Genomic DNA, 12,464 nt, shown 5'->3' on the forward strand with positions numbered 1-12,464 from the left:
CTGTTTGGCACGGCTCACGCCGGGTTGCAAAACCCATGCCGAAGTGACGCGGCTGTCATGCCTTTGCCACACTGCGGAACGAAACCGTGCCCGGCGGATTTATGCCTGATCTCGGGAGGAGCAGGATGGACAGCCTCAAGATACAAGACGTTTTCGAACCCTACTATGCAGGCCGCAAGCGCTTTGCCGTGCGAAAGGACAAGGGGCTGCCTGCCAAAGCCGGCGCCGGCTCGGCTAAAAAGCCACGAAAGCGTCGTCCGTCAAAGGCAACCAAGCTCGAGATCGAGCCCTCGACCGGCACCGGCAGCACGATGGAGCACTGACCAGACGATGCCCAATCGCTTCGACATTTTCATCACCCGCCTTGAAACCAAAAGCTCCCGCAATGGAGCGCCCCCACATCCGACAAGCGATCGATACCGCGCCCGCCGCGACAAGGGCGAGGCCAAGCCGGCTCGCGACGGCGAGGCGGACGCCGAGAAAGACCACGCCAAGCGCCTCCCCAAGCACGACGCCTGACTACCGCGACCTTCGCGATTGGCCGAGACACTTCTCTCTAAAGCGTGGGGGAAACGCTCGGCCACATCATTCAACCCGGATTGTTCGACACGCGCGCTTCCAGCAGACGCTGGGTCCACGAACTCATCGTCCTCTGGAATGTCGCCAGCCTCTGTTCGTAACGTGCTAATATTGAGCCTGCGTGCGCGCGCTTGAGCGTACGGGAGAGGATCATGTCGGCAACTTTAACCGCACTGGGCAGCAGAGAGGCCTACAGGCTGGGAGATTTCAACCTGGTTGGTCGTGGCGAACATGCCACCATACGCTTGGAAGACGGGGAAGTTTCGCGCCAGCATGCAACGATCCGGCGCGACGGCGCGAACTACTGGGTTGTTGATGTCGGCAGTGCCAATGGCAGTTATGTGAATGACGTGGCGCTCACAACCGCGCGTGTGCTGCACACCGGCGATCGCGTCCAGTTCGGCAGATCGATTTTTCTTTTCGACCAGGGCACGACTGCCCCCGATCCAGATTCGCAAGTGGCGAACACAAAAACTCAATGGGGCAACCCGGCAGCCCCCAAGAGCCGGCCGGCCACGCTGTTCGTTGCTGATTTGAAGGAGTTTACCGGAATTAGCGCCAGGCTGTCCCCGGAACAGGTGGCGGCCCTCCTGGCCGAGTGGTATATGGACTGCAATATGATCTTGAAGCACTACGGTGCCTCGATCGACAAATTCATCGGTGATTGTGTATTTGCTTATTGGCACGGGACGGCAGCGGATGTCTGTGTCTCTGCGGTTCAGGCTGCCCAGGCGCTCCGCGCTGCGGAAGACGCGGCTACGTCGCCAACCCGAGTACTGGTCAGGGAACAACAAGACATCGTGCTCGACTGCCGCATTGGCCTTCATGTGGGTGAAGTTGCTATCGGCGCTATGGGCAAAGGCATCAACACCGCGCTGGGCGATGCCGTGAATTTGGCCTTTCGTATTGAGGGATTGACGCGAAAACTGGACAAGCCGCTGTTGGTCAGCGCCCAGTTCGTCGAGCACTGGCCTGAAGGTAGAGAATATTTCAAGTCCTGCGGCTATCACGAGGTCAAAGGGCGCGCCGAGATGATCGAGGTATTCAGCCTAGAATAGGCGCGCCAGCAGGAGCATAGCTTTCTGCTGCCGCTTGCCGCCGGTTCTCGCCGGCTTCAACAGGGCTCGTGGCCGCTGGGCGACGCCAGATCGGCAATCTCTGCCGACACGTCACTCGCAAATTGTAATTGGATTGCGGCAGAAGCCGCTGCCCCGGCGAGCCCCGGCGGCCCGCGCTCTGACCCTGCACTCATCGCGGGTTTCTGCCCTGCAAACGCGAGCCGCCCTGCTCGCGCTCGGAGCAGCGGCGGCACGCTTCTGTTCCGTTGTCGGTCGTGGCCGGGTGTTCGGGTTGTTCGCATGGCGGGGTTCTTGTATCGAATTCGGCCGGGCAACCACCGGACACACGCGAGCTGTGCTTCCTTCCAATTTCTTCAAAGCAATTGTTGTCGGTTTCGCCATGTCGATCTCAGCGCCGGAGTAGCGAGCGAAACGGCGCAACGCCTCCCGGGTTCTTCCGCCCCAGATGCCGTCTGGCTTTCCCGGATTACACCCAACGCGGCCAAGCTCGCGCTGTATCCGCTTCGCCAGCTCGTTCGGTGCATCTTCCTGGCTGGTGTCCGATTGATGATCTGCATTCTCCAACTGTTGAATTTGGAGTCTGGCGAGAGGCACAAACAGGCCGTCCGGGTACAGTTGAAGATAACCCTTTAACGCTCCGCTGCTTTTGGAGCCGCGGATTGAGGTCCACAACTCGATTTCCGTCAGGCTCGCATCTCGGCTGCTGTTGTTGGCTGGCGAGACTGCCGTTGGGCCACGAGGAGGGGCAATGAAAATTTCCCTGCCAGGCAGCGATCCATACGTGAATGGTTCCTGCTTGCCGCCTGGTCGCGGCCAGAACAGTGTCGCGAACCTTGCGGAACACGAATTGGATGTCTACCCCGGGTTCACCCAAATGCGCCAACAGCCCTGCAGTGTAGGGACTGTTCCGTCCCGCTCCATCGAAAGCGGTTGTACCTTCCTTCGCAGCGTACCCGACCAGGGTTCCGGCTGCCGGTTCAATCGCAGCCAGGCCTCTGCCGATGGAACGCGTTGCGTTTGATCGTCGCATGGCCGCGATAAAAGGGTTGTCCCGGCAAGCATCAAGTAGAACCACCCGCACGCCGGAGACACGGGACAACGCGTTCATCACCAGATCCAGCGGGATTGCCTCAAACTCCACGTCGGAATCAGCGCTCAGGCTGACATCTGTAGGAACGAGAAAATTTCTGTTCTCAACCTCAACCCCATGTCCCGCGAAGAAGATTATTGCGAAATCAGCACCTTCCGCCTCGCGACCGAACTCCTGCAGAGCTTTCCTGAACGCGGTATGGTCCAAGTCCATCTTGCGAGATACTTTGAACCTTACCTTTGAGAGCAAGGCCGCCATGTCAGCAGCGTCATTGTTCGGATTGGGAAGTCTAGCGACCCGTTGATAGCTCGAATTGCCGATCACCAGCGCAACACGTTTTTCAGCCCACGCCACCTCCAGCCCGCCGATCAGAGCAATGACAGCAAGCGCGATGTTGAAGAGGCGCATTTTAGCCCCGTGCTCTGCTTCAGCCGCATATTAGCGGCGCCCGACCGAAGCTTGACCAGTCAGGCCCACGCTTGCAAGTAATTATCGGCTGCGGATGGCAGTGGGATGGCCATTCGGCCAAGCAAGCCGAATTTCCAGCATCCTTGCGTGAGCCGACAAATTGTCTGGGACAGGCCAGCTCCTGGCCCAAGCTTTACCGCGCCAGATCCGCCACCACAGCGTCTAGCACGATCATGCCGGCCGGCGTGGCGCGCAGGCGGGCATTACCGATCGGCGCCACCAGCCCCTCGCCCTGCAGCATGGACAGCCGCGCCGTCGACAGGCCGCGGCCGGAAAACGCTTCATAGCGAGAGAGGTCGATGCCCTCGGCCAGCCTCAGCCCCATCAACAGGAACTCGTCGGCCTCTTCCGAGCGCGTCAGGATCTCGCCGCCGGTGACGCCATGGCCCTTGGCCTCGACCAGATTGGCCCAGGTTTCCGGCATTCTTTCGGCGATCGTCACCACGCGACGGCCGTTTTCGACGAAGCGGCCATGCGCGCCGGGACCGACGCCGACATATTCGCCATAGCGCCAATAGGTCAGATTGTGCCGGCTTTCGGCGCCTGATCTGGCGTGGTTCGAAATCTCATAGGCCGGCAGCCCATGCGCAGCGGTGATCTCCTGCGTCAGCGCATAGAGATCGGCGGCATGGTCATTGTCGGGAATAGCGAATTTCCTGGCCGCATGCAGCGCGTGGAACGGCGTGCCTTCCTCGATGGTCAACTGGTAGAGCGACAAATGGTCGGCGGCATGGCCGATCGCCTGCTCGAGCTCCGCCTGCCACGCTTCCGCTGTCTGGCCGGGCCGTGCGTAGATCAGATCGAACGACAGCCGCGGGAAAATCTCACGCGCCAGGCCAATCGCGTGCAGCGCTTCATCGACATTGTGCAGCCGGCCGAGAAAGCGCAGATCCTTGTCGTTCAGCGCCTGCACGCCGAGCGACACCCGGTTGACGCCTGCCTCCCGATAGCCGCGAAAGCGCTCGGCCTCGACCGAAGACGGGTTGGCTTCCAGCGTCACCTCGATGCCGGCAGGCACCGTCCAGTTCTTCGCCACCGCGTCCAGCACCGTCGCGACGGTTTGCGGCTTCATCAGTGATGGCGTGCCGCCGCCGAGAAAAATGCTGGTCACCTCGCGCGGTCCGCTACGGTTGCGCATCGTCGCAAGCTCGGTCTCGAAGGCGCGCGCGAAACGCTCCTGGTCGACCGGCCGGTGGCGGACATGGCTGTTGAAGTCGCAATAGGGGCACTTGGCCGCGCAGAACGGCCAGTGCACGTAGACGCCGAAACCGGGGCTGCGGTCGAGCAGCATGGTCATTTCACCGCCGATCGCGCCAAATCCAGTCTGGCTTGCGCGAATTTCTGGAAGGCGCGAGCCCGATGCGACAATGCCGTCGGCTGGCCGGGCTTCCAGCCATGTTTCTCCTCTGCGGTCATCTCGCCAAAAGTCTTTTGGAAACCGTCCGGCACGAACACCGGGTCGTAGCCGAAGCCGAGTTCGCCGCGCGGCGGCCATATCAGCGTGCCCTCGACCTCACCTCGGAAATATTCGGCCGCGCCGTCGGGAAAGGCCAGGCAGATGACGGCGACGAAACGGCCCTTGCGGTGCGCAGGCGCAACCGCGCCGATTTCCTGCAACGCCACTTCGGCTCGCTGCATCGCCATGCCGAAGTCGCGGCTCCCGTCGGGCGCCTCGGCCCAGTTGGCGGTGTAGACGCCGGGCGCTCCGCCCAGCGCATCGACACACAGGCCGGAATCGTCCGACAATGCCGGCAGGCCTGTCGCCTTGGCGGCGGCAAAGGCCTTGATATAGGCGTTCTCCTCGAAGGTGGTGCCGGTCTCGTCCGGCTCCGGCAGGCCATATTCCTTGGCCGACTTCGCTTCTATGCCGAACGGCGCCATCAGATCGGCGAATTCGCGCAATTTGCCGGCATTGTGGCTGGCGACAACGATCTCATGTCCATCAAGCGAATGCATCAGATGCCCCAGATTCTTGGTTCGGCGAATTCGATCGAATTGCCGGAGGGGTCGCGAATATAGATCGAGCGGCCACCCTGCGGCCATTCGAACTCGCTCTCGATGGCGATTTTCTTGCGCTCAAGATGCGCTCTCCAGCGGACGATCTCGTCCGCGCTCGCCGCAAAGCAGAGATGGCCGTCGCCGACCGTGCCGTGCGGCGGCACTTTCAGCTTGGCATCGGGCGCCGGCGGGATCTTGGTCGCCTCGGCGTTGAAAATGAGCAGCACGCCGTCCCCGCAACGGAAGAAAAGATGCCTGCCGTCGACCTTGCCCAGCAGATCGAGCCCGAGCACATCGGTGTAGAATTCTTCCGCGGCATCGAGGTCGGTCACGTACAGCGCTGATTCGAGGATGGCAGAGGGTGTCACGAGGCACCCCCCTCTGGCCTGCCCTCTTTGCCAAAACTTGGCATCTCCCCCTCAAGGGGGGAGATTGGCAGCTTCAGCGCTTCCGCACATCCCACGCCGCCGACAGTTGGCGAAAGCCGATTGGATACCCGATCTCCCCCCTTGAGGGGGAGATGGCCGGCAGGCCAGAGGGGGGCGGACAAGCTCGGCATTTTCAGGACTACGCTACAGCCATCTGCTGCAGGCTGACCAGTCGCGCAATGCCTTTCTTGGCCAATTCCATCAGCGCCGCAAATTGCTCTTCCGAGAAAGGCTCGCCCTCGGCCGTGCCTTGTATCTCGACGATGCCGCCCTTGCCGGTCATGACGAAATTGGCGTCAGTGCCGGCCGATGAATCCTCGAGATAGTCGAGGTCGATGACCGGCTGGCCGTCGTGGATGCCGCAGGAGATAGCCGCGACATGGTCCTTCAGCACCTTGGCGACGCTGGCCATCTGCCGGGCTTCCATCCAGCGGAGGCAGTCGTAAAGCGCCACCCAGCCGCCGGTGATCGAGGCGGTGCGCGTGCCGCCATCGGCCTGGATCACGTCGCAGTCGACGGTGATCTGCTGCTCACCCAGCGCCTGCAGATCGACCACTGCGCGCAGCGAACGGCCGATCAGCCTCTGGATTTCCAGCGTGCGGCCGCCTTGCTTGCCAGCCGAAGCCTCGCGGCGCATGCGCTCGCCGGTCGAGCGCGGCAGCATGCCGTATTCCGCCGTCACCCAGCCCTTGCCGGAATTGCGCATCCAGCCCGGCACCTTTTCCTCGAGGCTGGCGGTGCACAGCACGTGGGTGTCGCCGAACTTCACCAGGCACGAGCCTTCCGCGTGCTTGGAGACGCCGCGCTCAAAGGAGATGGCGCGCATTTCGTCGAATTGGCGTTTGGAAGGGCGCATTCAGGCTTCTTTCTTGTCGTTTTAGGAGTCGTGGCCGGCTTGTAGCCGCACGCGACGAGAGGCGCAAAGGAAAATGGACCAGTTGCGCGGGCGCGGCCGATGTCTATATCCTTGGGCCGGAGGTATTTGGCTCGAATGACCAAGGCAGTCGATCCCGGTTCCCAGTCGGCGGCAGCGCTCCAATCCCCCGCGCTTCAATCGCCCGCCCTTCAATCGCTCGACATGCGCTCGCGCGACATCTTTCGGCGCATTGTCGATTCCTATCTGAAGGACGGCGAGCCGGTCGGATCGCGCAGCCTGTCGCGTATCCTGCCGTCTTCGCTGTCGCCGGCCACCATCCGCAATGTGATGAGCGATCTCGAGCATCTCGGCCTGATCTACGCACCGCATATCTCGGCCGGCCGATTGCCGACCCAGGCCGGCCTGCGCTTCTTCGTCGATGCCTTCATGGAGCTTGGCGATCTCTCCGACGAGGAGCGCCGCACCATCGAGGCGCAGGTACGCGCCTCCGGCTCTGGTGCGACGCTGGAGCACATGCTCACCGAGGCGAGCCAGATGCTGTCCGGCATGTCGCGCGGCGCCGGCCTCGTGCTTGCCGCCAAGAACGAGGTGGCGCTCAAGCATATCGAATTCATCCAGCTCGAGCCGAACAAGGCGCTGGCCGTGCTGGTGTCGCAGAACGGCGACGTCGAAAACCGCGTGGTCGACCTGCCCGCCGGCATCACCGTCTCGCAACTGCACGAAGCCTCGAATTTCCTCAACGCCCATATCCGCGGTCGCACGCTGGCCGAGGCGCGGGTCGAGATCGCCCGCATCAAGGAAGAAACCAGGGCCGCCCTCGACACGCTGTCGCAGGATTTGGTCGAGAAGGGCCTTGCTGTCTGGGCAGGCGCCGAGAGCGGCTTGCCGGCGCGTCTCATCGTGCGCGGTCGCGCCAATCTGCTGGAAAATGTCACCGCCCAGGCCGACATCGAGCTGCTGCGGCATTTGTTCGAGGATCTGGAGACGCAGGACGGGCTGATCCAGCTTCTCGACCTCGCCGAGGAAGGCTCCGGCGTGCGCATCTTCATCGGCTCGGAGAACAAGCTGTTTTCGCTGTCGGGCTCGTCGCTGGTCGTGGCGCCCTATCGCGACAAGGACGCCCGCGTCATCGGCGCGCTCGGCGTCATCGGCCCGACCCGGCTGAACTACGCACGCATCGTGCCGATGGTCGACTATACCGCGCAGCTTATTTCCCGCATGCTGCGATAATGCAAGTCGCCCAAAAAACCGAAGCGCGTCGCACGGATCCTTCCAACGCGACACGCTTAAGGGAACCTCAAGGAGAAAAAAATGGCGCTGGAATCATTCAAGGCTCAGATCAGCCTGTTGCTCGAGCAGATGATCAACCAGCCCGAGGATCAGCATGAAGTGCAGGAGCAGTTGCGCGAAAAGCTGGGGGAGATGCGCGCCATGGGCCTGCCGCTGCCGGCCGATCTCGTCGCGCTGGAAAAGCGCCTCGACGACGATTTCTACGCCGCCGGGAACTGAGCCCGAAAGGTGCAAGGACGGCTAGCCGACCGGCGAGCATGAGGATCTCGTGAGCGGCTTCGTCGTCTCCGGCGACGCGGTCTGGGGCCGACCGGCAAGTGATGCGCTGCCCCGAGGGCGGCGGCGGTTGCATCTGGCCGTCACCTGCGGGCGAGGATGTATTCAGCATGCGACCACGTCGGATATTTTCAAACGGCAGACTAGCTTGCGCGGCCGAAGGCTTTATCCTGCCTGGTCGAGACTTAGTTGCCTGACTCACTTGATTGCCTGACCCTTGCCCATCTGACCTCTTGGGAGCGAAACCAATGAACAAGCCCGCCACCACCGTGCCTGTGCCCGGCCGCGGCCGCATCTACAATTCGATCACCGAGACGATCGGCGACACGCCGCTGGTGCGGCTCGACAAGTTCGCCGGGGAAAAGGGCGTCGTCGCCAATCTGCTGGCCAAGCTCGAATTCTTCAACCCGATCGGCTCGGTCAAGGATCGCATCGGCGTCTCGATGATCGAGGCGCTGGAGGCATCGGGCAGGATTGCGCCCGGCAGGACCACGCTGATCGAGCCAACCTCGGGCAACACCGGCATCGCGCTCGCCTTCGCCGCCGCCGCCAAGGGCTACAAGCTGATCCTGACCATGCCGGAAACCATGTCGGTCGAACGCCGCAAGATGCTGGCGCTGCTCGGCGCCGAACTGGTGCTGACCGAAGGGCCGAAAGGCATGAAAGGCGCCATCGCCAAGGCCGACGAACTGGCCGCGACGCTGCCCGACGCCATCATTCCGCAGCAGTTCGAGAATCCCGCCAATCCGGAAATTCACCGCCGCACCACTGCCGAGGAAATCTGGAACGACACTCATGGCGAAGTCGACATCTTCGTCGCCGGCATCGGCACCGGCGGCACCATCACCGGCGTCGGCCAGGTGCTGAAGCAGCGCAAGCCCTCCGTGCATGTCGTCGCCGTCGAGCCGGAAGCCTCGCCGGTGCTGTCGGGCGGCCAGCCCGGCCCGCACAAGATCCAGGGCATCGGCGCCGGCTTCGCGCCGAAGATCCTCGACACGACCATTTATGACGAGATCGTCAAGGTCTCCAACGAGGATTCGGTCGCCAATGCGCGGCTCGTCGCCCGCCTCGAAGGCGTGCCGGTCGGCATCTCGTCGGGCGCTGCCCTGCAGGCGGCGATCGTCGTCGGCTCGCGGCCGGAGAACGAGGGCAAGAACCTGGTGGTCGTTATTCCGTCCTTCGCCGAACGCTATCTGTCGACGATCCTGTTCGAAGGGCTGGGGGCTTAGGCATATTTGTGCCGGCCTGCGGTTGCGGTTTCCTGCGCTTCCGTAGCGCCCGCCAATTGTCGAAGCCGGCGCCGCCCCTCACCTGCCTGCCGGCATTCGCACCCCGTAAACGGGGCGAGGGGGCGCTCTCATTGACGGGTTCGCCAATCGCCAGCGTTGCAGAAAAAAGTGCCGACACCGCGACCAGCCTATTTCTCCCCGTTTACGGGGAGAAATGCCCTGCCCGTCCTCCGCAGCTGCTGCGGAGGACGGGCAGGGCAATGAGGGGCGGCACCAGCGGTCGGCCTTAGATCCCAAACATCGGATCATGTCTGACCCCGGCCTTTCCCTGACCTCATTCTTCGGCTGCGAGCCCAGCCCGTCGTGCCTGCAGGAACCGGCGCACGGCCGGGTCGCGTTCGAGGCCGATCGCCCTGTTATAGGCCTCGGTAGCCTCCCGAGTTTTGCCGAGCCTGGCCAGAAGGCCCGCGCGGGCGGCCCAATAAGGCTGATAATCATGCAGCCGTTTGTCGTCGCCAAGCTCATCAAGTGCACTCAATCCCGCCGCGGCGCCGTCGGCCTCGGCAAGGGTCACCGCGCGGTTGATCGAGACCACCGGCGAGCCGGCAATCACCGACAGCGCATCATAGAGCTGTTTGATCGCGGCCCAGTCGGTCCGGCCGGTCAGCCGCCTTGTCGTATGGGCGGATTGCACGGCTGCCTCGAGCTGGTAGCGGCCGACGACGCGCTTGGCCGCGGCGTGCTTCAGCAATGTCTCCGCTTCGTCAATCAACGCGCCGTCCCACAGCCCAAGCTCCTGCTCGGCCAATGGCACATAGTCCCCGGCGGCGTTGCGCCGCGCCGCACGCCGCGCCTCGGCAAACAGCATCAGCGCCAGCAGGCCAAGCGCTTCCGGCTCATCCGGCATCAGCGAGGCTACCAGCCGGCCGAGCCAGATGCCTTCGGTCGCGAGATTGCGGCGGCGGGTTTCGGTGCCGGCCGGGTCGGACCAGCCTTCGGCGAACGCGGCGTAGATCGCTTCCAGCACCGCATCCAGCCGCTCGCCAAGCTCTGCCCGCTCCGGCACGCGGAACGGAATGCCGGTCTCGCGGATGCGGCTTTTGGCGCGCACCAGGCGCTGGCCCATCGTTGCCGGCGATACCAGGAAGGCCGAGGCGATCGTCGCTGCGTCGAAGCCCAGAATGGCCTGCAGGATCAGCGGCGCGCGTACGCCAGCCTCGATCGCCGGATGGGCACAGGCAAACATCAGTCGCAGCCGCTCATCGGGCAGGTCTTCATCGATCATGCGGGCCTCGATCTCCTCGGCGATCAGCCTGAGATGGTCGCGGCTCGCCTCGCTGGTCAGCCGCCGCCGGATCGCGTCGACGCGGCGTCTGCACGCCACCGCCAGCAGCCAGGCTTCTGGCTTCTGCGGCACGCCGGTCTGCGGCCAGCGCTCCAGCGCCGCCACAAAGGCGTCGGCCAGCACGTCCTCGGCGCCGGCCACGTCGCGCGTGCGGGCGGCGAGGAAGGCGATGAGCTTGCCGTAGCTTTGCCGGGCGGCCGCTTCCGCCGCCGCCCGGGCGACCTCCAAGTCATTCGTCATCACATGGTTTGTTCCCAGATCGGCCGCACCTCGACTGTGCCGGTGCTGGCAGCTGGGCATCGCGCCGCCCAGGCAATAGCCGCGTCGGCGTCCTCCGCCTCGATCATGTAGAAACCGGCGAGCTGCTCCTTGGTATCGGCGTAGGGACCGTCGAGCACGTTGGTCTTGCCGTTGGCCATCCGTACCGAGGTCGCGGCTTGGGTCGGCTTCAGCCGGTCACCGGCCAACCAGGAGCCGGACTTCTTCAACGCCTCGGTATAGGCGCCATAGGCTGCGCTGATCTCGTACGTCTTCTCCGTCGGCGCGGCCGCCATCGCGGCTTCGTTCACGTAGATCAAAAGCATGTATCGCATGGTCTTCTCCATTTTCGAAGGCCGCATCGTTGCAAGCCGAACGTATGTCGCGCGGCCTCGCGCGATTTCGACAGGCTCTGCGAAAATCTTTCGGCTCCGATCGCACATCGCGCAAGCGGCTATGCGTTGCGGCATCACTCAGCCGTTCGTCTAATGGATATTATTGCGGGTTGGCATTTCCCGCCCGCTGTCTAAACTCGCCTCGGGTCGCGCGGTGGCAGATATTTCAGGGAGGAGATCACATGCACAATTTCAGGACGAAATTTATTGCTGCCGGCGCGCTGGCGCTGTCGCTGGGTCTTGGCGCGGTGTCGGCCATGGCGCAGGAATTCATCAACGTGCTGACCGGCGGCACCTCGGGCGTCTATTATCCGCTCGGCGTCGCACTGTCGGAAATCTACGGCAAGGGCATTGAGGGCGCCCGCACCCAGGTGCAGGCGACGAAGGCCTCGGTCGAGAACCTCAACCTGTTGCAGCAGGGCAAGGGCGAGATCGCCTTCGCGCTCGGCGATGCCGTCAAACTGGCGGCCGAGGGCAACACCGAAGCCGGCTTCCCGGGCAAGCTCGACAAGCTGCGCGGTGTCGCCGCCATCTATCCCAACTATATCCAGATCGTTGCCAGCAAGGAATCCGGCATCAAGACGCTTGCCGACCTCAAGGGCAAGAGCCTGTCGGTCGGCGCGCCGGCCTCCGGCACCGAGCTCAACGCCCGCGCCATCTTCGCCGCCGCCGGGCTGAAATACGAGGATCTCGGACGGGTCGAGTATCTGCCCTTCGCCGAATCGGTCGAGCTGATCAAGAACCGCCAGCTCGACGCCACGCTGCAATCGGCCGGCCTCGGCGTCGCCTCGATCCGCGACCTCGCCACTTCGGTGCCGATCAACGTCGTCGCCGTACCGGCGCAGGACGTCGCCAAGATCGGCTCGCCCTATCTTTCGGTGACCATTCCCAAGGGCACCTATGAAGGCCAGACCGAGGACGTCGCGACCGCCGCCGTCGGCAATTTCCTCATCACCCACGCCGACGTCTCCGACGAGACCGGCTATCAGATGACCAAGCTGCTGTTCGAAAATCTCGACCAGCTCACTGCTGCCCACGCCGCCGCCAAGGCGATCGACATGGCCAAGGCGCTCGACGGCATGCCGGTGCCGCTGCATCCCGGTGCCGAGCGGTATTACAAGGAAAAGGGATTGGTGAAATAGGGGTGCTCCC

General features: G+C 63.4%; 15 protein-coding genes. 7 read left to right on the plus strand and 8 right to left on the minus strand.

Annotated elements, in window-relative coordinates:
• The first annotated feature begins 125 nt into the window (after window positions 1-125).
• The 3 genes from AC0L2Z_RS03255 to AC0L2Z_RS03265 all read left to right on the plus strand — a co-directional run bounded on the left by AC0L2Z_RS03255 (window position 126) and on the right by AC0L2Z_RS03265 (window position 1,637).
• Window positions 126-323 carry a hypothetical protein gene (locus tag AC0L2Z_RS03255; protein ID WP_023803681.1) on the plus strand — a complete coding sequence of 66 codons (198 nt, stop codon included), beginning with the start codon at window positions 126-128 and terminating at the stop codon, window positions 321-323.
• Window positions 324-330: 7 nt separating this feature from the next.
• Window positions 331-519, plus strand: coding sequence for a hypothetical protein (locus AC0L2Z_RS03260; RefSeq protein WP_023803680.1), 189 nt, complete (start codon window positions 331-333; stop codon window positions 517-519).
• Window positions 520-731: 212 nt separating this feature from the next.
• The gene (locus tag AC0L2Z_RS03265; protein ID WP_473626697.1) at window positions 732-1,637 is read left to right on the plus strand and encodes an FHA domain-containing protein; all 906 of its coding nucleotides are present in this window, start codon (window positions 732-734) and stop codon (window positions 1,635-1,637) included.
• A gap of 111 nt (window positions 1,638-1,748) precedes the next feature.
• Here AC0L2Z_RS03265 and AC0L2Z_RS03270 read toward each other — a convergent pair whose 3' ends face one another.
• The 6 genes from AC0L2Z_RS03270 to rph form a co-directional block, all read right to left on the minus strand.
• Window positions 1,749-2,222 carry a peptidoglycan-binding domain-containing protein gene (locus tag AC0L2Z_RS03270; protein ID WP_473626698.1) on the minus strand — a complete coding sequence of 158 codons (474 nt, stop codon included), beginning with the start codon at window positions 2,220-2,222 and terminating at the stop codon, window positions 1,749-1,751.
• Window positions 2,125-3,156 (minus strand): caspase family protein, encoded by a 1,032-nt coding sequence (locus AC0L2Z_RS03275; protein ID WP_473626699.1) that lies wholly within the window; start codon window positions 3,154-3,156, stop codon window positions 2,125-2,127. Before AC0L2Z_RS03275 ends, AC0L2Z_RS03270 begins: the two co-directional genes overlap by 98 nt.
• 193 nt (window positions 3,157-3,349) lie before the next feature.
• The gene (hemW, locus tag AC0L2Z_RS03280; RefSeq protein WP_473626700.1) at window positions 3,350-4,513 is read right to left on the minus strand and encodes a radical SAM family heme chaperone HemW; all 1,164 of its coding nucleotides are present in this window, start codon (window positions 4,511-4,513) and stop codon (window positions 3,350-3,352) included.
• Window positions 4,510-5,172, minus strand: coding sequence for an RdgB/HAM1 family non-canonical purine NTP pyrophosphatase (gene rdgB, locus AC0L2Z_RS03285; RefSeq protein ID WP_473626701.1), 663 nt, complete (start codon window positions 5,170-5,172; stop codon window positions 4,510-4,512). Before rdgB ends, hemW begins: the two co-directional genes overlap by 4 nt.
• A complete protein-coding gene (locus AC0L2Z_RS03290; protein ID WP_473626703.1) occupies window positions 5,172-5,582 on the minus strand; it encodes a VOC family protein in 411 nt (136 codons plus the stop codon). Before AC0L2Z_RS03290 ends, rdgB begins: the two co-directional genes overlap by 1 nt.
• Before the next feature lie 199 nt (window positions 5,583-5,781).
• Complete coding sequence (gene rph, locus AC0L2Z_RS03295) at window positions 5,782-6,498, minus strand: ribonuclease PH (RefSeq protein WP_023803674.1); 717 nt, start codon at window positions 6,496-6,498, stop codon at window positions 5,782-5,784.
• Between the two features lie 135 nt (window positions 6,499-6,633).
• Between rph and hrcA the strand changes: the two genes are divergently transcribed.
• From hrcA to cysK, 3 genes are all read left to right on the plus strand, one after another.
• Window positions 6,634-7,749: a heat-inducible transcriptional repressor HrcA gene (hrcA, locus tag AC0L2Z_RS03300; RefSeq protein WP_027155899.1), complete on the plus strand. Its 1,116-nt coding sequence runs from the start codon at window positions 6,634-6,636 to the stop codon at window positions 7,747-7,749.
• Between the two features lie 81 nt (window positions 7,750-7,830).
• Window positions 7,831-8,028: a hypothetical protein gene (locus AC0L2Z_RS03305; RefSeq protein WP_023803672.1), complete on the plus strand. Its 198-nt coding sequence runs from the start codon at window positions 7,831-7,833 to the stop codon at window positions 8,026-8,028.
• A 305-nt stretch (window positions 8,029-8,333) separates the two neighbouring features.
• On the plus strand, window positions 8,334-9,314 hold the full coding sequence (cysK, locus tag AC0L2Z_RS03310; protein ID WP_023803671.1) for a cysteine synthase A: 981 nt from the start codon (window positions 8,334-8,336) through the stop codon (window positions 9,312-9,314).
• A gap of 334 nt (window positions 9,315-9,648) precedes the next feature.
• Here cysK and AC0L2Z_RS03315 read toward each other — a convergent pair whose 3' ends face one another.
• Together AC0L2Z_RS03315 and AC0L2Z_RS03320 are read right to left on the minus strand one after the other, a co-directional pair.
• Window positions 9,649-10,899 (minus strand): RNA polymerase sigma factor, encoded by a 1,251-nt coding sequence (locus AC0L2Z_RS03315; protein ID WP_128169298.1) that lies wholly within the window; start codon window positions 10,897-10,899, stop codon window positions 9,649-9,651.
• A complete protein-coding gene (locus tag AC0L2Z_RS03320) occupies window positions 10,899-11,252 on the minus strand; it encodes a YciI family protein (RefSeq protein WP_027155901.1) in 354 nt (117 codons plus the stop codon). The genes AC0L2Z_RS03315 and AC0L2Z_RS03320 overlap by 1 nt, the downstream gene beginning before the upstream one ends.
• 242 nt (window positions 11,253-11,494) lie before the next feature.
• Between AC0L2Z_RS03320 and AC0L2Z_RS03325 the strand changes: the two genes are divergently transcribed.
• Window positions 11,495-12,454: a TAXI family TRAP transporter solute-binding subunit gene (locus AC0L2Z_RS03325; protein ID WP_128169299.1), complete on the plus strand. Its 960-nt coding sequence runs from the start codon at window positions 11,495-11,497 to the stop codon at window positions 12,452-12,454.
• Window positions 12,455-12,464: the final 10 nt, after the last annotated feature.

The sequence above is a fragment of the Mesorhizobium sp. WSM4850 genome (assembly GCF_055811735.1).

What these genes read in the sequence shown, in the direction of transcription:
- AC0L2Z_RS03255 (WP_023803681.1), top strand. Translation starts at nt 126, where the DNA reads ATGGACAGCCTCAAGATACAAGACGTTTTCGAACCCTACTATGCAGGC.
- AC0L2Z_RS03260 (WP_023803680.1), top strand. Translation starts at nt 331, where the DNA reads ATGCCCAATCGCTTCGACATTTTCATCACCCGCCTTGAAACCAAAAGC.
- AC0L2Z_RS03265 (WP_473626697.1), top strand. Translation starts at nt 732, where the DNA reads ATGTCGGCAACTTTAACCGCACTGGGCAGCAGAGAGGCCTACAGGCTG.
- AC0L2Z_RS03275 (WP_473626699.1), bottom strand. Translation starts at nt 3,156, where the DNA reads ATGCGCCTCTTCAACATCGCGCTTGCTGTCATTGCTCTGATCGGCGGG.
- hemW (WP_473626700.1), bottom strand. Translation starts at nt 4,513, where the DNA reads ATGACCATGCTGCTCGACCGCAGCCCCGGTTTCGGCGTCTACGTGCAC.
- rdgB (WP_473626701.1), bottom strand. Translation starts at nt 5,172, where the DNA reads ATGCATTCGCTTGATGGACATGAGATCGTTGTCGCCAGCCACAATGCC.
- rph (WP_023803674.1), bottom strand. Translation starts at nt 6,498, where the DNA reads ATGCGCCCTTCCAAACGCCAATTCGACGAAATGCGCGCCATCTCCTTT.
- hrcA (WP_027155899.1), top strand. Translation starts at nt 6,634, where the DNA reads ATGACCAAGGCAGTCGATCCCGGTTCCCAGTCGGCGGCAGCGCTCCAA.
- AC0L2Z_RS03305 (WP_023803672.1), top strand. Translation starts at nt 7,831, where the DNA reads ATGGCGCTGGAATCATTCAAGGCTCAGATCAGCCTGTTGCTCGAGCAG.
- cysK (WP_023803671.1), top strand. Translation starts at nt 8,334, where the DNA reads ATGAACAAGCCCGCCACCACCGTGCCTGTGCCCGGCCGCGGCCGCATC.
- AC0L2Z_RS03315 (WP_128169298.1), bottom strand. Translation starts at nt 10,899, where the DNA reads ATGACGAATGACTTGGAGGTCGCCCGGGCGGCGGCGGAAGCGGCCGCC.
- AC0L2Z_RS03320 (WP_027155901.1), bottom strand. Translation starts at nt 11,252, where the DNA reads ATGCGATACATGCTTTTGATCTACGTGAACGAAGCCGCGATGGCGGCC.
- AC0L2Z_RS03325 (WP_128169299.1), top strand. Translation starts at nt 11,495, where the DNA reads ATGCACAATTTCAGGACGAAATTTATTGCTGCCGGCGCGCTGGCGCTG.